Origin of the sequence: Lonsdalea britannica, assembly GCF_002111595.1 — a bacterium.
In the GTDB taxonomy this organism is placed as follows: Bacteria; Pseudomonadota; Gammaproteobacteria; order Enterobacterales; family Enterobacteriaceae; genus Lonsdalea; species Lonsdalea britannica.
The window spans coordinates 1-21,386 of record NZ_LUTN01000003.1 but is presented as its reverse complement, the minus strand read 5'-3'; the positions used below and the strand labels follow the sequence as shown (position 1 = coordinate 21,386).

General features: G+C 53.7%; 17 protein-coding genes, 4 pseudogenes and 1 other annotated feature. Of the genes and pseudogenes, 8 read left to right on the top strand and 13 right to left on the bottom strand.

Features of this window, described 5'->3' with window-relative positions; translation table 11 throughout:
• Nucleotides 1–1,017: 1,017 nt before the first annotated feature.
• The 3 genes from AU509_RS03025 to AU509_RS17905 all read right to left on the bottom strand — a co-directional run bounded on the left by AU509_RS03025 (nt 1,018) and on the right by AU509_RS17905 (nt 4,203).
• On the bottom strand, nt 1,018–1,575 hold the full coding sequence (locus AU509_RS03025; protein ID WP_094117624.1) for a recombinase family protein: 558 nt from the start codon (nt 1,573–1,575) through the stop codon (nt 1,018–1,020).
• A gap of 608 nt (nt 1,576–2,183) precedes the next feature.
• On the bottom strand, nt 2,184–3,728 hold the full coding sequence (locus AU509_RS03020; RefSeq protein ID WP_094117623.1) for a recombinase family protein: 1,545 nt from the start codon (nt 3,726–3,728) through the stop codon (nt 2,184–2,186).
• Nucleotides 3,729–3,849: 121 nt separating this feature from the next.
• The gene (locus AU509_RS17905; RefSeq protein WP_139824009.1) at nt 3,850–4,203 is read right to left on the bottom strand and encodes a hypothetical protein; all 354 of its coding nucleotides are present in this window, start codon (nt 4,201–4,203) and stop codon (nt 3,850–3,852) included.
• Between the two features lie 181 nt (nt 4,204–4,384).
• Between AU509_RS17905 and AU509_RS03015 the strand changes: the two are divergent.
• From AU509_RS03015 to ybaK, 4 genes and pseudogenes are all read left to right on the top strand, one after another.
• Nucleotides 4,385–4,969, top strand: a pseudogene (locus AU509_RS03015) (SPFH domain-containing protein); the annotation flags it as partial.
• Between the two features lie 2 nt (nt 4,970–4,971).
• Nucleotides 4,972–5,424 (top strand): NfeD family protein, encoded by a 453-nt coding sequence (locus tag AU509_RS03010; RefSeq protein ID WP_085652970.1) that lies wholly within the window; start codon nt 4,972–4,974, stop codon nt 5,422–5,424.
• A gap of 294 nt (nt 5,425–5,718) precedes the next feature.
• Nucleotides 5,719–6,522, top strand: a complete 804-nt coding sequence (locus AU509_RS03005) for a TraB/GumN family protein (protein WP_094117622.1) — start codon at nt 5,719–5,721, stop codon at nt 6,520–6,522.
• A gap of 21 nt (nt 6,523–6,543) precedes the next feature.
• Nucleotides 6,544–7,023, top strand: coding sequence for a Cys-tRNA(Pro)/Cys-tRNA(Cys) deacylase YbaK (gene ybaK, locus AU509_RS03000; protein WP_085652968.1), 480 nt, complete (start codon nt 6,544–6,546; stop codon nt 7,021–7,023).
• Nucleotides 7,024–7,098: 75 nt separating this feature from the next.
• Here the strand turns inward: ybaK and ushA are convergent.
• Nucleotides 7,099–8,750: pseudogene (gene ushA, locus AU509_RS02995) on the bottom strand (bifunctional UDP-sugar hydrolase/5'-nucleotidase UshA).
• Between the two features lie 645 nt (nt 8,751–9,395).
• Here ushA and ybaL point away from each other — a divergent pair.
• Nucleotides 9,396–11,078 (top strand): YbaL family putative K(+) efflux transporter, encoded by a 1,683-nt coding sequence (ybaL, locus tag AU509_RS02990; RefSeq protein ID WP_085652966.1) that lies wholly within the window; start codon nt 9,396–9,398, stop codon nt 11,076–11,078.
• Nucleotides 11,079–11,189: 111 nt separating this feature from the next.
• On the opposite strand, the gene hemH is transcribed toward ybaL, so the two are convergent.
• The 8 genes and pseudogenes from hemH to AU509_RS02950 form a co-directional block, all read right to left on the bottom strand.
• Entirely contained in the window at nt 11,190–12,149 is a 960-nt protein-coding gene (gene hemH / locus AU509_RS02985; RefSeq protein WP_094117621.1) for a ferrochelatase, read from the bottom strand.
• A 252-nt stretch (nt 12,150–12,401) separates the two neighbouring features.
• The gene (gene adk, locus AU509_RS02980) at nt 12,402–13,046 is read right to left on the bottom strand and encodes an adenylate kinase (protein ID WP_094117620.1); all 645 of its coding nucleotides are present in this window, start codon (nt 13,044–13,046) and stop codon (nt 12,402–12,404) included.
• Nucleotides 13,047–13,218: 172 nt separating this feature from the next.
• A pseudogene (gene htpG, locus AU509_RS02975) lies at nt 13,219–15,101 on the bottom strand (molecular chaperone HtpG).
• 163 nt (nt 15,102–15,264) lie between these two features.
• Nucleotides 15,265–15,870 (bottom strand): recombination mediator RecR, encoded by a 606-nt coding sequence (recR, locus tag AU509_RS02970; RefSeq protein ID WP_085652962.1) that lies wholly within the window; start codon nt 15,868–15,870, stop codon nt 15,265–15,267.
• Nucleotides 15,870–16,199 (bottom strand): YbaB/EbfC family nucleoid-associated protein, encoded by a 330-nt coding sequence (locus AU509_RS02965; RefSeq protein WP_085652961.1) that lies wholly within the window; start codon nt 16,197–16,199, stop codon nt 15,870–15,872. The genes recR and AU509_RS02965 overlap by 1 nt, the downstream gene beginning before the upstream one ends.
• Before the next feature lie 37 nt (nt 16,200–16,236).
• On the bottom strand, nt 16,237–18,246 hold the full coding sequence (dnaX, locus tag AU509_RS02960) for a DNA polymerase III subunit gamma/tau (RefSeq protein WP_094117619.1): 2,010 nt from the start codon (nt 18,244–18,246) through the stop codon (nt 16,237–16,239).
• Nucleotides 16,846–16,910, bottom strand: a sequence feature (DnaX frameshifting element). (Overlaps the previous gene by 65 nt.)
• A 74-nt stretch (nt 18,247–18,320) precedes the next feature.
• Complete coding sequence (gene apt / locus AU509_RS02955) at nt 18,321–18,866, bottom strand: adenine phosphoribosyltransferase (protein ID WP_026738858.1); 546 nt, start codon at nt 18,864–18,866, stop codon at nt 18,321–18,323.
• A gap of 175 nt (nt 18,867–19,041) precedes the next feature.
• The gene (locus AU509_RS02950; RefSeq protein ID WP_094117618.1) at nt 19,042–19,410 is read right to left on the bottom strand and encodes a DUF454 family protein; all 369 of its coding nucleotides are present in this window, start codon (nt 19,408–19,410) and stop codon (nt 19,042–19,044) included.
• Between the two features lie 154 nt (nt 19,411–19,564).
• Between AU509_RS02950 and miaE the strand changes: the two are divergent.
• The 3 genes and pseudogenes from miaE to rsmS all read left to right on the top strand — a co-directional run bounded on the left by miaE (nt 19,565) and on the right by rsmS (nt 21,142).
• Nucleotides 19,565–20,325: pseudogene (miaE, locus tag AU509_RS02945) on the top strand (tRNA isopentenyl-2-thiomethyl-A-37 hydroxylase MiaE).
• 47 nt (nt 20,326–20,372) lie between these two features.
• Nucleotides 20,373–20,906 carry a primosomal replication protein PriC gene (priC, locus tag AU509_RS02940; RefSeq protein ID WP_085652957.1) on the top strand — a complete coding sequence of 178 codons (534 nt, stop codon included), beginning with the start codon at nt 20,373–20,375 and terminating at the stop codon, nt 20,904–20,906.
• Nucleotides 20,907–20,977: 71 nt separating this feature from the next.
• On the top strand, nt 20,978–21,142 hold the full coding sequence (gene rsmS, locus AU509_RS02935; RefSeq protein ID WP_085652956.1) for a pleiotropic regulatory protein RsmS: 165 nt from the start codon (nt 20,978–20,980) through the stop codon (nt 21,140–21,142).
• Between the two features lie 58 nt (nt 21,143–21,200).
• Here the strand turns inward: rsmS and AU509_RS02930 are convergent.
• Nucleotides 21,201–21,386: hypothetical protein (locus tag AU509_RS02930; RefSeq protein ID WP_139824008.1), on the bottom strand; the 186-nt coding region annotated here is incomplete at its 5' end.

Sequence of the window (21,386 nt, the reverse complement as noted above, 5' to 3'; positions counted from 1 at the left end):
CTGAGTGATATAATCCCCTCAAATAGTGACCCCACAGAGCGGCAGCTCAAGTCACTGTCTAGACAGGTCTCTTAAGTAGACATCTAACCCTCCTGTAACCGTCTCTAAGCGATTTAATCAACCTGACCCACCCTACCCTACAGCCTTACTCTTAGAAGCCCTCACAGAGCCTTAAAATACATGTTGCAATCCTCATTCAGAACCTATAAAATGTCCTGTCTCTTCCTGATGTTGTGAAACGTTGGAAACATAGGGTGTCACTGCTCAAGAGGTATTGTTAGCCCAATACGTCACTGGGAATCACGGTTAGTCCCTCCATCTAAAACATCATGACCAGACAAACCACCTAAAGAGTTTGCACCATGTGGTTCACGTCCCCAAAACGTGACCAACTACAGCAGCATGGTACAGGCTCTTTTGCCACTTGTGGGACTTTACCCACCCTCAAGCCAAGTGAAAATCTCAATTGAGTGTAAAGGGTCTTCTTCATCGTCACCGGTGAACTGGATAACTTTACAGTTGAGATTTAACGAATGGCTGACAAAATTGTTTTTCCGAACATCACGAGATTCCCCTTCCATACCGAGAAAGGCAAATTCTACCAGCATATTAGTGATGGTTTGCCAGAGTACCCCTCCAAAGAAGCCATAGAGGTGGACTGCTAGCTCTCTAAGCCGTTTAAACAGGGATAAGGTACAATCACCTTACTTTGAGTTAAAATGGCTTAGAATGCGTTATACGCACCATTTGGCTAATTTTAAATTTTTTAAAAATTTAGGTGTCACTATTCTGGCAGGATTCTTGCTGGTGGCTGAACATATCTGGGAAGATTTGGACACTAATTGTATGTCTACTTAGTAGCCCGGAAATGTAAGGTAACGTACCCTTTGCAAAATCTCAACATATCTGTAACACTTTTAGCAAAGATGCAACGTCAATAGTAAGGCCTCTAAACAGCTCTCTAAGCGATTCTAGGCCTAACCAAGGTGATTGTATGGGGTGGCCTCCAAGAAGCCCTTACAGGTCCATTCTGAGGCGATAATAGGTCGCTTTACTAATTCCCAATGACTTCTGAACCTCAGCAGGTTTCATACCAGCACTGATAAGAGCCTTGACCTGACCCGGTGTCACCTTGACAGGACGGCCACAGTGTACCCCTTCAGATTGAGCACGTTTGATACCGGCTGTTCTACGCTCTGCTATGAGGTCTTTCTCTAACTGTGCTAAACCAGCCATCATGGTGAGCATGGCTTGGCCTACAGGAGTGCTCAAGTCGAACCCTTCACGGATGGATATGACCTGTACACCCTTGCTCTGTAGCACCTTAACCGTCTCTAAAACGTCGATTGTGTTACGCCCTAAGCGGTCTATACCGACGATAACCAGCTGGTCACCCTCACGGATGTAATCCAGTAGTGACCCAAACCCCTTACGTTTAGCAGCTTCTACAGAACCGGAAATACCCTCGTCACTGAACCATTTCTCAACGTTATAATTCTTCTCAGTGATTACTTGTTTCTGATTAATCACTGTCTGGTCATTAGTTGATACCCTAACGTAACCGATGATTGCCATGTGAAGTCCTATTTAGTCTCAAAAGGTAGTCTCATAACTCTACCTGTCTCAAAATCCAGAATCAACCTTTTAAGACTGTCTCAGGGGACTTTTTACAGAGTCTCAAAAGGAGGTGGTTTTAAGACTCAGGTTGGTTATAAGAAAGTGATTCAACCTAACTTTAGATTATAAAGCTTTTGCCTATTTAAATGGATAGATTGATAGGAAGAACCTACATGAGAATGAATCTTGATTGAGGAGTTTTTAGCTGAAAATGTTTTAGAGGTGAAAAGTGTTAAACAGGTTATAAAGAATCTGCTTTTATACTCTTTTGGTTATAAGAACAGTTAATAGGTAAAACCTTATGTGTGGGCTGGGATTGATAGGTAAAACTATGCAAACTATGTTACTGTTATTTTCTGTATAATCACAGGTGAAGTGATTACCAGATGCAACTATACCGGTATTCACACAAATAAATTGAGAAATTTCTTGATATACGAAAATAAATGTGGCTAGCCATAAGGTATTTATAGAGACAAAAAGAGGCTCTACAGAGTCTGCCTGCAAGTAGCAATAAGGGATTTTATAGAGACTGTCCAGCATCTGTCCACATGCAGTGATAGCACCTAACCAATCACCCGATAAGTATTGAAATCAAACTCATCGGCATCAATCACTGGCAAGACTTCTAAGAAGTGCTCCCCATCCACCAGCCTATCTAGCGGGTAATTAAACAGCCGTAATCCACTGTGAAAATAGATATCCGCAGTCCTTTTCAGAGTATCCACCATGATGGCTTTCACATGACGTTTCATGATGAGCTGGAATTCTACCCTGTCAGCTTTATTCAGTAGGTTGAGGCACTTTACCGTATCAGACACATGAGATTGAACCCTCTGCCTATGCCCCTTTATCTGAGCCTCTATGCTCTGTAGTTCACCTTGAATAACACTCATACGGCTTGTTATCTCTGTGATATCAGGTGCAATCTCTAAGGCTGATACAAGCTTGGTTAATCTTTCGGTTAAATCCTGTTTCTGTGCCTCTAGTGCTGATACAGGATTCTCTTCAGGCTTTGATAACAGCAGTCTATCCAGATTATGGAAGAGTCCTTTAACCAGCATGTCATCGGTATCCTTGCGCTTGATTGGCTTGGCATCACATCGCCCTTGCCGCCTCATAGAGCACACATAGTAACCATCTCGGTTAACTGTGACCGAGTTCAGGATAAAGATGTTCCCACATTTCTTACAGCGGATGATGGACTTGAACAGGTTCACTAATGCGGGGATGTTGCTTGTTTGCTTTTTCCCGAACTGGTCAGATTTCAGCTGTTGAACAGCTTGGAATGTCTGGAGGTCTACCACTACTGGGTAGTAGTCTGGTATATCTGGATGGTTCACAACGGATTTACGAGACTGTACCTTATAGCCTATAAGCGCTTTATTGCTAACCAGCTGCTGTACAGTGGACTGATTCCATTTCCCTACCCTACCTGTAAAGGTCAGCCTCCCCTCTTCATTCAGAGTCTTTGCAATGGATGATAGAGACTCGCCTTTAATTCTTAGGCTGAACACTTGCCTTATTGTCTGTGCGTGTTCTGGGACTATATCAAAGCCTGTACGGTCGTCCTTCACCGTTAGCCAACGGGGGCATGACTTAGATATGACTTTACCCTGAGATTCTGCTTCAGCCCTTTTATTAGCCCAAACCTGACGCATACGTCTAGATTTCTCTTCACTCTCCTGATGTGCTCTTTGAGCGGTCAGAATAGACATGATGAGGTCCATAGGGTTGTTCAGTGATTCATGGGTGTAATGCTTTCCATCTGACAAGGTCACTACGTCCACATGGTGAATCAGAATAGCTTTGAGGCGGTCTGTAGCGGTTGATATGTCCTCACGGCTTAATCTGTCTAGTGATTCAATCAATACCATGTCACCAGCTGCTATAGAGCCGTTGCCGATGTCCTGCATCAGTTGCCCTAATTCACCGGTTGCATGTTTCCCGGTAAAGGCGGACAAACCTTCATCCTTATAGGTGTGTTGTGACAGGAGATAATCAGGGTTGCTTTGCAGCCATGAGGTAATGAGTGATTGCTGACGCCTCACTGAATCACCATGAGATTGCTTATCAGAGCTGTAGCGGATGTATGGATAGGCTGTTTTCATAGTGGAATTATACGCATAAAAAAGGCTCCCGATGAAGGAGCCAAAAGGTACAAAATGTCTAAGGTTATCGTTTGCAAGGATAAGCTTTCTTAATAAAGTGATATCAGAGTTAGTTTGAGCTTCATTTTAAGACAACCCCCTTGCACTTGTAAGAAGCAAGGATGATACGAGCTGCAACTGGTGCAGAGTCAGTCATCGACGTCAGGTCATCTTTACTACGCACAACTTTACTTGCTACACGTGACCACACTTCACTTATGGAAGCATCACCTAACTCACAGTTCAGGAAAGTTAGTGTCGTATTAGTCACACCCATAAAATAATTGGCTGAAGGGGAGTCTCCATTGCCTGACACGTTATCAAGTGCTCCCCTTACAAAGACTTCTGATAGTGAATTCTCAGCTGTCTTAGGCATAGCCTGTACTGACATTGAACAGGCTGCTAATAGTGCAACCAGAGTTAATTTAAGTTTCATAAATCCTTACCTGAAGTAATTGAAAAGGTTTGTTTTTTCCGCTGGTGAGGCGTTAATTCATTGCTTCATTTTTTATTAGTGACATCCCGCTACCACAGATACTGTTACAAACAGGTAGGAGATAAGACAAAGTAACAAAAAGTCTTTCATAGTTTGTTCACCCATACTGTACGTTTAGATAGTCACCATGACCAACATTCGTACCGTATTGGGGTCGATGGAGCTGGACGAGATGTTATCTCAGCGCGACAGCATCAATACTCGTCTGCTGCACATCGTGGATGAAGCCACTAACCCTTGGGGAATTAAAGTCACCCGTATTGAGATCCGCGACGTTCGTCCGCCGGCAGAGCTGATTGAAGCGATGAACGCCCAGATGAAAGCCGAGCGAAACAAGCGCGCCGATATTCTTGAAGCCGAAGGCGTACGTCAGGCCGCCATTCTGAAAGCGGAAGGGGAAAAGCAGTCGCAGATCCTGAAATCCGAAGGGCAGCGTCAGTCTGCGTTCCTGGAAGCCGAAGCCCGCGAACGTTCCGCCGAAGCCGAAGCCCGTGCGACCCAGATGGTATCCGAAGCTATTGCCGCCGGGAACATTCAAGCGATCAACTACTTCGTCGCGCAAAAATATACCGACGCATTGCAGAACATCGGTTCAGCCAACAACAGCAAAGTCATCATGATGCCGCTGGATGCCAGCAACCTGATGGGCGCGATTGGCGGGATTAGCGAACTGATTAAAGAAAGCCAGTCCGGCCGGAAAGCCTAACGATGACTGATTGGCTGATGACCTATGCGCGCTGGTTCTGGCTGACGCTCGGCGGCCTGCTGCTCGCAGCGGAAATGCTGGGCGCGGGCGGGTATCTGCTATGGAGCGGTGTGTCCGCGCTGTGTGTCGGCATATTGGTTTGGCTGCTGCCGCTGGGGTTACCGGCGCAAGGTGTCGCGTTTGCCCTGCTCACCGTGCTGACGGCGTGCTTGTGGTGGTATTGGCTGCGCCAGCGTACGCTGCACAGCCCGGCTTCGACACTCAACCAGCGCGGACTGCAACTGGTGGGACGCAAGGCTAACCTGAGCGAGCCCGTCGTCAACGGTTTAGGGCGTATCACCCTTGGCGACAGCAGTTGGCGCGTCACGGCTGACTGCGACCTGCCCGCGGGAACCCCGGTCGAAATCGTTGCTGTGGAAGGGATTACGCTTCGCGTTCGTCCGCAGAATCATTAACGTTACGCGCCTCTTGTCGAGCGGCTGCTGCCTGGCTAGCCGCTCGACAAGAAGACGTCCGGCGATCTTGAAAACGTCCACCCTCGCCTATCGGCAATGACAGTGATTTCCTCCTTCTCCAGCGCGATCCCCGCGATTTCCTCAACGTCCCGCACGTTGTGAAATTTCTTTCAGAACGATTCAGACTACGTCCACCGTCGGCTTCTCACCACATGCCGTTCCTCGTCGCAATTACCGATACAACTTTGCCCGCGAAGCGTTTAGCATAACGTATTGATCTCCGGAGATGACGCTATGAAGCCCTTATTACGCCGCATTGCTACGTTCCTCGGCTTGATCTCTCCGCGCAGCTACGGCTATCCCGCGGTCGATATCGAACTCGTCGGTCATCGCTATCATCTGGTCGGCAGTATTCATATGGGGACGGCGGATATGTCGCCGCTGCCGGACGCGCTGCTCAAGCAACTGGACACGGCGACAGCGCTGGTCGTCGAGGCGGATATCTCGGACAGCAGCTCGCCTTTCTCCTTGGCTGAGGAAGCGCCGCCGCTGTCTGAGCGACTGGACGCCGAGGCGCTGGATCAACTGCTGCAATGCTGCCATTCGCTGGCGCTCAGCTATGACAGCCTCGATCGTCTACCTGCCTGGCAGGTCGCGTTGATGTTGCAGGCCAGACAGGCGACCTCCCTGGGCCTACGTCCTCAGTACGGCATCGATTATCAGCTGATTAACATCGCCCGGGAACGGGGCTTGCCCATCATCGAACTTGAAGGCCAACAGGCGCAGGTCGAACTGCTGGAGCGACTGCCTCGCGGCGGACTGCCGCTGCTGGAAGATACCCTGACCCATTGGCACAGTAACGCCCGTCTGCTGCAGACCATGATCAACGGATGGCTGGATTATAAAACCCTGCGCATCGACAATTTGCCCGACAGCTTCGGCAATGCCATGTCGGAAATATTAATGCAGCAGCGCAATCGGCGCTGGCAGCAACAGCTGACGGCATTACCAGAGGGACACTATGTGATCTCGGTAGGCGCACTGCACCTGTTTGGCGATGATAATTTGCCCGCCCTATTGCGGGCGCACTCACTTTGACAGTACGTAAGGACAGACATCATGACACCCGCAGTCAAGCTGCTTGAAAAGCACAAGATCAACTTCACTCTGCACAACTATCATCACGACGCCGATGAAACCCATTTCGGCGAAGAAGCTGCGCGTAAACTTGGGGTCGATAAGCAGCAGATATACAAAACATTGTTGGTGGCGCTCAACGGCGACGCTAAAAATCTGGCCGTTGCCGTGACGCCGGTGGCGGGACAACTGGATCTGAAAAAAGTCGCTAAGGCGTTCGGCGCCAAAAAGGCGGACATGGCCGATCCGCAGCTGGCCCAGCGCGTGACCGGCTATCTGGTTGGCGGCATCAGCCCGCTCGGGCAGAAAAAGCGCCTGCCGACGGCCATCGACATCGCCGCAGAGCCGTTCGACACCATATTTATTTCCGGCGGCAAACGCGGGCTGGACATTGAACTGGCCGCCTCCGATTTGGCCTCGCTGCTCAGCGCAGGCTTTGCCGATATCGCCAAGCGCGACTGACGCGCGTAAAGCGCATAACAAAACGGGCGACGCCGGTTTTCACCCACGTCGCCCGTCGTTCATCGCATCACCAACTTAGTGATAAACGATCTCGCCTTTCGGCGCATAGTCTGCCGGATTCAACGGTGAATGCTGAGCGATATACTCCTTGAGCACTTCAGCGTCGACAAAGCCAGTATTCACGAAATCCGAGCGCTTGCTGATGACCGGATAACCGTCTCCGCCGTCTGCATTAAAGCTCAGCGTCGCCATACGGTAGAGCTTGTCCGCTTGCAGCGGCTCGCCTTTGATCTTGACGTTTTTCACGCCGGTGCCATCGGCTTCCAGGCTCACGTTAAGGAACTGGGCGTAAGCGCCGGCATCGACCTTGAAGTTCGCGACCGTCGCCAGATACTGCTCAACGTCGCTGCCTTTCATTTCGACATACACCACCGTGTTGCCGAATGGCTGCACCTGCAAAATCGATTTATAGGTAATATCGCCCGCTTCAATAGAGTCACGCACGCCGCCGCCGCTCATCACCGCGAAATCCGCGCTGGTACGATCCACCAGCCGGACAGCACAACATGAGCCAGATCGGTCTGTTCGAAGCGCACTTTACTGCGATCGCCTTCCAGGCGTCCCAGCGTACTGCCGACTTTCACGCCTAGCTGGGCATGACCTTTTTCCTGAAACGGCGTCAACAGCTGCAGCATTTCAGGGCTTTGCTTGATTTCCTGCGTGTAGTACTCGCTTTGGGCCGTACCGTCTTCTTGCGTCACGCTCTTTTTCAGGTTGATCGGGATCAGGTGATAATGTTTCAGCGTCAGTTTACCGTTGCGGAACGTGAAATCCGCGCGACCCACATATTTCCCCCACTCATGCGCCTGCACGATCCATACGCCATTCTGACGATCCGGCGTGCAAGAAGTGCCCGGCACATAATCCCAGTTCTTCTTGTTTCGGCTCGCCATACAGACAGGATTCTGTGAGTGTCCGCCGACAATCATATCCAGATAACCGGCCGGCAGGCTGCGCGCCATTTCCACGTCGCCCGGCGCGTTGTTGCCGTGATCGCCGTTGTCATAGTGGCCCATATGCGTGGCGGCGATGATGACATCGGGTTTCTCACGGCTGCGCAGTTCTTCCACCAGTTGCTTGGCTTCCTGAGCCGGTTTGTGGAATTCCATGTCAGTAAAGAACGCCGGATTACCGATTTTAGCGGTATCGTCGGTAGTCAGGCCGATAACCGCGATTTTCACACCTTGTTTGTCGAACAGGCGATAGGGTGTAAACAGACGCTGCTGGGTGCTTTTCTGATAGATGTTGGCGGAAAGCAGCGGGAAGTTTGCCCATTTCTCCTGCTGGCGCAGGACGGACAGCGGATTATCGAATTCATGGTTACCGATAGCCATCGCATCGTAACCCACCAGATTCATCCCGCGAAAATCCGGCTCGGCGTCTTGCAGGTCGGACTCCGGCACGCCGGTGTTGATATCGCCGCCAGACAATAACAACAGGCTACCGCCTTTCCGCTGCACTTCACGGCGGATAGCGTCCACCGCCGTTTTTTGCGCGGCCAAGCCGTATTCCCCGGCATCGTTTTGCCAGAAACGTCCATGATGATCGTTGGTATGCAGGATAGTGATGTTGTAGGTTTTATCTTTTTCCCATGCCTGCGCAAAAGTCGATGTCAGCGCCAACGTCAGTGCAATCGCACAGCCCAGTGCCTTCTTAGAAAAATCCATGGCAAATCTCCACAATTTAAATATTAAAAATACTTATAACAAAAGTGTATTTATCGCCTTTTAGACGTTATTTACTGCCAAAAAGCGCGCATTACATTAACATAAGTTAACTTTTAGCTTTTGACCTTTGTCATTGGCCAAGAGAAAACCGTTATAGCACCGGTTGATGTCAGTGGTGAGACGTAGCGAAAATGACACCTGTCGAATATGTATTTTGCAAAAAAGACGTTTTAGATGAAATTTTCTTCGTCTCCCCCCATAAGTGACTATTTTGTGGCATAGTAGATACATCAGGCAAATATAACCAGGCTGATAACCGCACCACTCAGCCGGAAAGCCGACATTTATGCTTTTTATCGTGATTTTTATTCTTTTATATCAACTATAAAATCTAATTATCATAAAAAAAGGCACATCCCACTTCATAAGCTGTCGGGGCCCAGCATTTCTACAAAAATTCCGTTGCCCCACTCTGGCTTTATTTATATAAATTGATTTATCTGTTTGTCATACAAGCGCATAAGTATAGAGGCAGAGCCCACGATAATCAGGGCCGCCAGGGTTCAAGGGTCGCAGGCTCCAGCCCGGACAATGCAAGGCTCAGGAACATCCGCTCACTCACTTTACCCTCGCAAAGGAGTCGGAATGCATGATACCACCCCGTTAATCTCCACAATGGCCGCAGGACTGGTCCTTGCCTTTCTTTTGGGTATTTTGGCGCATCGCCTGCGAATTTCACCTCTGGTCGGCTACCTGCTGGCGGGCGTTCTGCTGGGTCCATTCACACCCGGGTTCGTCGCGGATACCAAGCTGGCGCCGGAAATCGCCGAGCTGGGCGTGATTCTGTTGATGTTCGGCGTCGGCCTGCACTTCTCCTTACGTGATCTGATGGCCGTCAAATCGATCGCCATCCCCGGCGCTATCGTCCAGATCGTCGTCGCGACGCTACTCGGACTGGGGCTTTCTTCGCTGCTGGGCTGGAGCCTGCAAAGCGGGCTGGTGTTCGGGCTGTGTCTGTCCACCGCCAGCACCGTCGTGCTGCTGAGAGCGCTCGAAGAACGCCAGCTTATCGACAGTCAGCGAGGACAGATTGCCATCGGTTGGCTGATAGTAGAAGACCTGGCGATGGTCCTGACGCTGGTACTGCTGCCGGCCTTCAGCGATATGCTGGGTTCGGAAACGGCCAATACCAGCAAGCTGCTCAAGGATCTGGCTTTCACGCTGGGTAAAGTCGTCGCCTTCATTACCCTGATGGTGGTCGTCGGCCGTCGTCTGGTCCCGTGGGTGCTGGCCAAAAGCGCCAGCACCGGCTCTCGCGAGCTGTTCACGCTGGCCGTACTCGCCATGGCGCTCGGTATCGCCTTCGGCGCGGTCAAGCTGTTCGATGTTTCGTTTGCGCTGGGCGCATTCTTCGCCGGCGTCGTCCTGAACGAATCCGAACTCAGTCAGCGCGCCGCCCACGATACCCTTCCCCTGCGGGATGCTTTCGCCGTGCTGTTCTTCGTCTCGGTCGGCATGCTATTCGACCCGATGATTCTGATCAACGAGCCGCTGGCCGTCCTGTGTACGCTGCTGATCGTCGTCTTCGGCAAATCGCTGGCGGCCTTCGCCATCGTCAGACTGTTCGGTCATTCGAAACGCACGGCGCTGACCATTTCCGTCAGTCTGGCCCAGATCGGCGAATTCGCTTTTATTCTGGCCGGTCTGGGGATTTACCTCGGTCTTCTGACCGAAGATGGCCGCCATCTGGTGCTGGCCGGGTCGATTCTGTCGATTATGCTCAACCCGCTGTTGTTCTCGCTGCTGGAGCGTTATCTGGCTAAGAACGAAACCATTGAAGAGCAGATCGTGGAAGAGGCTATCGAGGAAGAAAAACAGATCCCAGTGGATCTATGCGACCACGCCTGTCTGGTGGGCTATGGCCGCGTCGGCAGCCTGATTGGCGCTCAGCTGCATGAGTCCGGCATACCGATGGTAGTGATTGAAACCTCCCGCGCGCGCGTCGATGCGCTGCGTGAACAGGGCATCAAAGCGGTATTGGGCAATGCGACCAAGCCGGAAATTATGGATATCGCCCGCCTCGATTGCGCTCGCTGGCTGCTGCTCACGATCCCGAACGGCTACGAGGCCGGTGAAATCGTCGCCACCGCCCGCGCCCGGCGTCCCGATCTCGAAATCATCGCGCGCGCGCACTACGACGATGAGGTGAGCTATATCGCCGAACACGGCGCCGATCATGTCGTGATGGGCGAAAGGGAAATCGCGGATACCATGATTACCATGCTGAACATCACCCCCGATATGCCGACGAGGGAGTGTCCGATTTAACGGACCGGATTCCGGCGCGGTCCCCGCGCTGACGCAGATAAAAAAATGCCAGACTCAGTCTGGCATTTTTATGTCTATCGCAGGAAAGCGTCTCTCACGCCTTCGATCGCCTTAGGGAGCGGTGACTAGCTGTTCAAACAGATCGATATGCAGCGGGTCGTCGTTCAGCGCAGGAACATAGTTAAACCGCTCTCCCCCCGCATGCAGGAAGATTTCCCGGTTTTCTTCCTGAATCTCCTCCAGCGTCTCCAGACAGTCGGAGGCGAATCCGGGGCACATGATTTGAATATCCTTCACGCCCTGAGCGCCCAATGCCTGCATGGTTTCATCCGTATACGGCGTCAGCCAAGGCTCACGTCCGAAACGTGACTGGAAGGTCATCATCACCTGATCCTGAGGTAGGCCCAATGCCGCCGTCAGCGCCGCCGTCGTGGCGGCACAGCGTAGCGGATAGTCATCGCCCTCATTAGCATAGCGCTGAGGAATCCCGTGGAATGACATCACCAGCCGTTCAGGCACGCCATGCTCAGCAAACGAGGCCTCCACGCTATGTTTCAGCGCCGCGATATAAGCGGGATGTTCAGCGTAGTCGCGGATAAAGCGGATGCCCGGCATCCGGCGAGTGGATTTCATAAGGTTTGCAAGACCATCCCACACCGCAGCCGTCGTGGAGCAGGAGTATTGCGGATACAACGGCAGGACGGTCAGAGACGTCACCCCCTGCGCCATCAGGCTTTCCAATGCGGAACGCAGGCTGGGAGAGCCATAACTCATCCCCAGCGCCACCGGCGTGCCAGACAGACGTTCAGCCAACGCTTTTTCCTGACGGCGGCTGAAGACCAATAACGGGGAGCCCCCATCCATCCATACAGACTGATATAACTTGGCTACACGCGGTGAACGGAACGGCAGAATAGCGCCGCGCAGGATTAACGCCCACAGTAACGGGTTCACATCCACAACGCGCCTGTCGCTGAGAAACTCGGCCAGATAACGCTTCACCGCCTGCGGGGTGGGCGCATCAGGCGTGCCCAGATTGACCAACAGCACACCGTGTTTTTCTTCTTTCATTGATGCATTCCTCATTCCGACAGCGGGCTACAGTTCCGCCATTCACTCTGGATCAGGCGCTTATTGTAGCTAAAAACCGGCCTGAGTCGGGGACGATAGCGAGGTTAGTGCCGATATCAGCAATCGCCGGAAGCAATGCCGACGAAACCACCGCCGCAGCCAGCGAGATCGCGCCGAACGCCAGGCATAAAAAATGCCAGACACAGTCTGGCATGGTGCTTTTTGCGCGCTCGCCTTTGCAGGCACTATCGCTTAGCCCAGAATGCGGGCCAGCTCCGCGCTAATGTCGCTGACGCTGCGGGTGCCGTTCAGTTTGTGGTACTGAGTGTGACCGGCATCGGCTTCTTTCTGGTAATAGCTGACCAGCGGAGCCGTCTGCTGATGGTACTCGACCAGACGTTTACGTACCGTCTCTTCCTGATCATCTTTACGGATAGTCAGAGCTTCACCGGTGACGTCGTCTTTGCCTTCCACCTGCGGCGGGTTGAATTTAACGTGGTAAACACGGCCTGACGCCGCGTGTACGCGACGGCCGACGATGCGTTCGACGATCAGCTCGTCCGGTACGGCGAATTCCAGCACGTAGTCAACGTTGATGCCGGCGTCTTTCATGGCATCGGCCTGAGGGATGGTGCGCGGGAATCCGTCCAGCAGGAAACCGTTGCGGCAATCGTCCTGAGCGATGCGTTCTTTGACCAGGGCAATGACCAGCTCGTCAGTCACCAATTTGCCCGCATCCATGATCTCTTTTGCCTGTTTACCCAGTTCGCTGCCGGCTTTCACCGCAGCGCGCAGCATGTCACCCGTGGAAATCTGCGGAATGCCATACTTTTCCATGATGAACTGAGCCTGAGTGCCTTTGCCTGCGCCCGGAGCGCCCAGCAGAATAATACGCATCGCGTAGATCCCCTCGAAAATTTAAACAAAATTGAAAAAACGCTAAACCATACCATTCCGTACCGCCATCCTCAAGGAACGGGCTCGGTTCAGCCGACATCCGATCGGAAATAAATGGAGGTTGCGCCTGCAAAAAAAAGCCCCGGAGAACCGGGGCGGGAAAGAAGAAAAATTATGCCGTCAGCAGTTGGTTCATGCGACGGATGAACTGGTTAGGATCTTCCAGCGTGCCGCGTTCGGCGAACAGCGCCTGATCCAGCAGCAGCTCGACCCACTCGCCGAACTGAGCGTCGTCGGTGGTGTCAGAGGCGCGTTTAACCAGCGCATGGTCCGGGTTCAGTTCGAAGATGTATTTCACTTCCGGAGCCTGCTGGCCAGCGGCGGCAAACAGCTTCGCCATCTGCGTTCCCATTTCGTCAGCACCGGTGGTGACGATAGCCGGAGTATCGGTCAGACGATGCGTCAGACGCACCTCTTTCACGCGATCGCCCAGCAGGGTTTTCACGCGATCGACAAACGGCTCCAGCGCTTTTTCCGCTTCCTTCTGGCTTTCGTCAGCTTCATCGGCCAGCTTATCCAGCGCTTCGTCAGCCTTGCTGACGGACTGGAAGGATTTACCGTCGAACTCGGTCAGGTAGCTCATCATCCACTCGTCGATGCGATCGGACAGCAGCAGCACCTCGATGCCTTTCTTACGGAACAGCTCCAGATGCGGACTGCTCTTCGCGGCGGCATAGCTGTCGGCGGTGATGTAATAGATCTTGTCCTGACCTTCCACCATACGGCTGACATAGTCTTCCAGCGAGACGGTCTGCGCCGCGCTGTCGGTATGGGTAGAAGCAAAGCGCAGCAGTTTAGCGATCGTTTCGCGGTTGCCGCCGTCTTCCGCCGGACCTTCTTTCAGGACCTGACCGAACTGCTGCCACACTGTCTGATATTTTTCACTGTCGCTTTTCGCCAGGTGTTCCAGCATTTGCAGCACGCGTTTGGTCAGCGCGGTACGCAGGCTTTGAGTGACGCGATTGTCCTGCAGGATTTCACGCGATACGTTCAGCGGCAGATCGTTGGAGTCGATGAGACCACGCACGAAACGCAGGTAGTTCGGCATAAACTGTTCTGCGTCATCCATGATGAAAACACGCTGAACATAGAGTTTCAGGCCATGTTTATGATCGCGGTTCCACATGTCCCACGGTGCCTGAGAAGGGATATACAGCAGGCTGGTGTACTCCTGCTTTCCTTCCACACGGTTGTGGCTCCAGGTCAGCGGATCGGCGAAGTCGTGAGAAATGTGTTTGTAAAACTCCACATACTCTTCGTCGCTGATATCGGATTTATTACGCGTCCACAGCGCCTGAGCCTTGTTGATTTTTTCCCAGGTGACGGTTTTTTCCCCGCCCTCTTCTTCGCTTTCAGTTTCAGTTTGAATTTCTACCGGCAGAGCGATGTGGTCAGAATATTTGCTGATGGTGGAGCGTACGCGCCAGGTATCGAGGAACTCGTCTTCGCCTTCACGCAGGTGCAACGTAATTTCAGTACCACGTTCCGGCTTGTCGATATCGGCGATGGTGTAGTCGCCTTCACCCGCAGATTCCCAGAAGACGCCTGATCGGCGCTGGCGCCCGCGGCACGGGTACGAACGGTGACTTTGTCAGCGACGATGAACGCGGAGTAAAAGCCCACGCCAAACTGGCCGATCAGCTGGCTGTCTTTCGCCTGATCGGAACCGAGCGATTCCAGAAACGCTTTGGTGCCGGATTTGGCGATAGTACCCAGATTCTCGATAACGTCTTCACGCGACATCCCGATACCGTTATCGGAGATGGTCAACGTGCGTTTTTCTTTATCGGTGGACACGCGTACACGCAGGTCGCCGTCGCCTTCATACAGATCGGGGGTGGACAACGCGCGAAAACGCAGTTTATCCGCCGCATCTGACGCATTAGAGATCAATTCACGCAGGAACACTTCCTTGTTGGAATACAGTGAATGGATCATCAGGTGCAGTAATTGCTTCACTTCAGACTGGAAGCCGCGGGTCTCTTGGCCTTTCATACTCATTATGACTCACCTCAAAACGTGTTTTATTCAGGCTGATTTATTCTCAGATAAGCAACAGGTGGGGTCAGACAGGGGGATTTCAAGGGGCAATGGTGGCGTTCAGCAGCGAAAAAGGCGGAATGGCGTGCGACTGCCGATATTTTCGGCAGTCAGACAGTCAGAACTTGAAGGGGTGGCGTCCCGCCAGCGAATGCGACAGCGTCGTGCCGTCCACCATTTCCAACTCGCCGCCTACCGGCACACCGTGGGCGATACGGCTTGCCATCACGCCATGCTCGGCGCACAGCTCGGCGATGTAGTTCGCCGTAGCGTCGCCTTCTACCGTCGGATTGGTCGCCAGAATCACCTCACTGATGTTCTCCGTTTCCAGGCGTTCCTCCAGTCGACCCAGGCCGATATCATCCGGACCAATGCCGTCCAGCGGCGAAAGGTGTCCCATCAAGACAAAGTAGCGGCCGGCGAACTGGCCGGTTTGCTCAACGGCATGAATATCAGCCGGACTTTCCACGACGCAGATCAGACCGTTTTCCTGACGACGGGCGTTTGCACAGATATTGCAGACGTCCTGTTCGGTAAAGGTACGGCAGTCCTCGCAGTGGCCGATTTCCGACATGGCGCGCGTCAGCGCCTGCGCCAATTTCATCCCGCCGCTGCGATCGCGCTGCAGCAGGTGAAAGGCCATACGCTGGGCTGATTTGGGCCCTACGCCGGGTAAACAGCGCAGGGATTCCATCAGTGATTCAAGAAGCGGACTGGTTTGCATCAGAACGGCATCTTGAAGCCCGGCGGCAGCTGCATCCCGCCAGAAACTGCGGCCATTTTCTCTTTCTGCGTTTCCGCAATGCGACGCGCCGCATCGTTGAACGCAGCTGCGATCAGATCTTCCAGCATGTCTTTGTCATCTTCGAGCAGGCTAGGATCCAGCTCGACGCGACGGCAGTTGTGCGCGCCGTTGATGGTGACTTTAACCAGTCCGGCACCGGATTCCCCAGTGACTTCCAGATTGGCAATTTCTTCCTGAGCCTGCTGCATTTTTTCCTGCATCTGCTGAGCCTGCTTCATCAGATTGCCTATTCCGCCTTTACCAAACATATCGTTCTCTCTATCACTCGGGCTGCTACAGCAGCAGTTAAACGGGTCGGATACTGTCTTCATCCAGCTCCGCGTCGAAGAATCGGCGCAGCGTCTGAATGTTATTATCCGTCATGATCGACTGACGCGCTTGCGCCAGTTTTTCTTCATAAATGGCCTGTCGCCACTCCAGCGGCGTCCGAACCGCCGGATTATCATCTTCAGCGACCGTCAGCGCGATATCACGCCCGTGGTACGCTGATAGCGCCGATGCCAGCGCCTGCTGCGCCGCGCTGGTGTTCAGATGACGTTGAGACGGACGCAGATGCAGATGAATCTCGCTCTCCGTCGGTCTCTCTCTGAACGCATTAAGCGCCAACTGCTGCACTAATTTCGGCAGCGGCAGATGGTCTATTTCAGCCGCCCACTCATCGCGCGTTTTGGCTTCTTCCGCCAACCGGGCGACCAGCTCCGGCGTCTTCTCATGCTCTAGTGCGGAACGCAGCGCCTTGGGCGTCGCGACTTCCACTTTTTGTTCCTGTGGAACCGTATTCTGCGCCTTCCAGCGATAGGCCTCCGGCTTCTTCGGTTCACGTTTTTCTTCCGCCTTCGACGCCATCCGCTGCTGACCACGTTCGCTCACTGAAGCCAATCGTTCCAGCGCTGACGTCCCCGGCCGCGTTCTTCCTGACGCTGCCGGTTCAGACTTTTTTGGCGGAGGCGTTCCCTGTTTCTGCAACAGTTGGCTGCGCGCCTGCAACAGCTGCGCCGTCGTGTCCGGTAAATGGCTCGTCGATGGCGCAGCGGACGCGGGTGGCTGAGCGGGCTCCGCTGGCTGCTGAGGGGGTGGCGACATCTCGTCCGCCGGCGCGGCCGCAGCCTGAGGGGCTGGCTGCACTGGCGTATTGGCCGTATTCGTCGTCATCTGCGGAGCGGCTATCGGCGCCGCGACGGTGACGGGGGCAGGCGCTTCAATGACCTGGCGGGGATGAAACGCCAGCGCGCGCAGTAACGTCATTTCAACGCCCATTCGCGGGTCCGGCGCATAGGTCAGCTCTTTGCGGCCAATCAGCAGGGTCTGGTAATACAGCTGCACTTCCGCAGGGGGGACGTCGCGCGCCAAATCCCGCAGGCGAGGCGCCACGCTGCTGTACTCGTCGCCCAACGCCGAAGGCAGCATTTGCACCATGGCGATACGATGCAGCAAGGTCAGCGTTTCCACCAACAGCGTTTCCCAATCCACGCCGCGCGCGGCCGCTTGTTGCAGCAAGGCCATCACCTGTGCGCTATCGGCTTTCACCAGCGCCTCTATCAATGCCAGAGGCTGTTCGTCGTCCAGCGTTCCCAGCATCTGGCTGACCGTTTCGGTCGTGACCTGCCCCTGACCGATAGCGATAGCCTGGTCGGCCAGAGAAAGCGCATCGCGCAGGCTGCCTTCCGCCGCACGCGCCAGCAACTGCAATGCACGCGCCTCGGCGGGCAGTTGCTCTTCCTGCAAGACGTGCTGCAGATGGGCGCGAATTTGTTCCGCATCCAACGCTTTGAGATGGAACTGCAGGCAGCGCGACAGAATGGTGACCGGGAGCTTTTGGGGATCGGTGGTAGCCAGTAGGAATTTGACGTGCGACGGCGGCTCTTCCAGCGTTTTAAGCAGCGCATTGAAGCTGTGCCGGGAAAGCATGTGCACTTCATCAATGAGGTACACCTTGAAGCGGCCGCGTGCCGGAGCGTACTGCACGTTGTCCAGCAAGTCGCGCGTGTCTTCGACCTTAGTGCGGGAAGCGGCGTCGATCTCGATCAGATCGACAAAACGGCCCTGCTCGATCTCAAGGCAGTTTTCGCATTTACCGCAGGGCGTTGCCGTGATGCCGGCCTCACAGTTCAGTCCTTTCGCCAGCAGACGCGCGATAGTGGTCTTCCCCACCCCGCGGGTGCCGGAAAACAGATAGGCATGGTGGATTCGGCCTAGCGAAAGACCATTAGCCAGCGCGGTCAGGACATGTTCCTGACCCACGACATCGGCAAAGGTTTGAGGGCGCCACTTACGGGCAAGAACCTGATAGCTCATCAATACCGCAACAGTTGAGTTATTGAGGTGGTGATGCTAACACAGTCTCGCCGCCATCGGCGAGACTGTTGTGCTTAATGACCGGGGAAGTCGACCAGGCTGAAACACTGTACGCCCATGGCTTCCAGGCGCTGCTGACCACCGAGGTCAAACAGGTTGATGACAAAGGCAGCATCGGTCACTTCGCCGCCTAAACGACGGATCAGTTTTACCGTTGCTTCGACTGTTCCGCCGGTTGCCAGCAGATCGTCGATCACCAGCACTTTGTCGCCGGCAGTAATAGAGTCTTCGTGGATTTCCAGCGTGTCGGTGCCGTATTCCAGTTCATAGCTTTCGCTCAACGTTTTACGCGGCAATTTTCCGGGCTTGCGCACCGGCACGAAGCCTACGTTCATCGCCAGCGCCACCGGCGCACCGAACAGAAAGCCACGCGCTTCGGTTCCAACGACTTTGGTGATGCCAGCATGACGATAACGCTCTGCCAGGAGGGAAATGCTGGCCGCGTAAGCCTGCGGATTTTCCAACAGGCTCGTGACGTCACGGAACAGTATGCCCGGCTTTGGGTAGTCGGGAACGCTCTTGATACTGTTTTTAATTAATTCTGGCTGTGTTACGGTCATAATCCTGTGCCTGATAAAACAATCTGTTCAGTGAATAACGGACGCCCGCTGTAGCTCTGACGGCCATCACGCGCCCTTCGCCGGGAAAGGTATAGAGGCGGGGCGCGCACGAAAACGCTCAAATCTAGTCAAACTGACTGACAAATGCAACAGCCCTGCATCCGGTCGCCTACTTTTATTGCTCCCGATCAACCACCGGCAGACGCCACATGAAGATCAGCAGGCAGGCCATGATCGCCAGTAATACTCCCCTGACCCACGGAATATGGACCATCCATATCGAGACGGCGAAGGTGACGACGATCACCACAACCGCTTTAACCTTGACGCCCGGCGGTAAAGCCCGATGTTGTTGCCAGTACCGTAAATAACCGCCGAACCACGAACGATGCAACAGCCAGTAGTGAAAACGCGGCGACGATCGGGCAAAACACCAGGCGGCCAACAGCAGAAACGGCGTGGTGGGCAAAAGCGGCAGTACGACGCCTAGCGTCGCCAGTACGACGGCAAGCCATCCCAGCACGATCAAAGTCACACGATACATACACAATACTCCCGCTGTTAGACGCCGCCAAACGCTGCCCGCTTATAGTAACGGGTATCACGCTGATTTGACCATCGCGGAGCGGGATCGCAAATGACGACAAAGTCGGTATCATGACGATCTATTTCATCCACCGTTGCTTTGTACCTAATCCATGTTCGATCGCGCTATTCTCACCCCCATCGACCAATTCTTGACGGCGGAAACGCCTGATGAGTGGGTTATCGAGCACAAAAAGCCGATAATCTACCGACGATATTACGCGACCACGCGCTGTGCGAGCTGAAAGCGGCGCAAAATGCGGCGCACGTCCTGCGGCGCTACGCCGTCGATGAGCCTGGCCAGCGACAGCTGATGGACTGGCTCACGCCCTATGAAAACTTCGCTTATCACCACCGCGGCGAATTCGCTGAACTGGGAACAAAAAGCCCGGTGTCCAAACAGTTAGGTATTCGACCCGGCTGCCATTATGGTCAGGATATGATCGATAAAATGGTGCTGCTGATAAAAGAAGAACTGCACCATTTTCATCAGGTGCTGGAAATCATGATGTCGTTGGGCATCGTTTACCAGCGACTGCCAGCCAGCCGCTATGCGAAAGGCATGTTACAACATGTCATTACCCATGAGCCGAATACGCTGGTCGACAAGCTGATTATCGGCGCATTTATTGAGGCCCGCTCCTGCGAGCGTTTTGCTAAACTGGCCCCGTGTCTGGAAACGCAGTTACAGAAATTCTATCTCTCCCTGTTGAGGTCTGAGGCCCGCCACTATCAGGACTATCTTGCGCTGGCCCGGCAGATCGCCGATCGGGATCTTTCACCCAGGATCGCGTTCTTTGCCGAAGTCGAGGCCGAGCTGATCGTCTCGCCTGATGACGATTTTAAATTTCATAGCGGCAAGCCCCGTCTTTGACGCCGGCCCGCCTCCGAGTTTCACCTATTGATGACTGAGGCAACCGAATGAGTACCTCTACGCTGCTGCAAGCGCTAGACCATCAGATCGCCAGCTTGGCCGAGCAGATAGCGCCGGTGATAGGGATGACGACAGCCCGCTCCCGCTTTGACCGGCAGCTGTTTGGCTGTTATGGCACACGTTTCGGCGACTATCTGGCCGAAGTGAAGCAAAATCACCAGCATCTGCAACAATATGTCGCCGAGAATCGCACCGACCGGGTGGCCTTTATGGCCGAGAAACTGCTGGCTCAGATTACCGCGCTGCAGCGCGAGCTGGGGACCTGGAAAATGCGGCAGCAGAGCCCAGCAGCCACGCCGCCGCCCGATCTTTACCACAAGCTGGCGGAGCATCAGGGCTATGAGCGGCGTTTGATCGCGATGATTCAGGATCGGGAAAGTTTACTTCTCAAGCAAACCGCCTTTGACGAGCAACAGCGGTTACAGAAAGAGTTGGCGGCGCTGGAAGGCCGGCTGGCGCGGTGTCGACAGGCGCTCACGCGTTTAGAGCGACAGATAGAAAGACGGGAACAAGGTTCCTAAAACTCGTTGCCCGCGGTGATATCTGCTATATCTACACGTTGATTCCGAGCGAACGGGAAGGTGAACCCACTATGTCACTGGAAAATGCAGCTCCCGAAGTCAAACTGGCGGTGGATCTCATCATGTTGTTTGAGACCAACCAGATTGAACCCGAGGTGGTGCTGGCCGCACTCGACATTGTACGTAAGGATTATCTGCACAAGTCCCAGGGACAGGGCGATCTCTCAACCGACTAGCGGTTGTAAGCCGGAACAGACGTTTCAGGCGTTTGTTCCGGCTATTTCCCGCCCCCCTTTACAGGAGCGATGGGTTTTCCGGCAACGAACGGGAAATTTCTTTCACTTCCTTGCCCTGCTCATTGTGCAAATACACTTCCAACTGATTGAACGCGATATTGATGTCATTTTCACGACACAGGCGGTCGATCGCGCGGTTCAGCTCATCCACGGTGTAGCTGCGATCGCGCAACTCGCGCACATA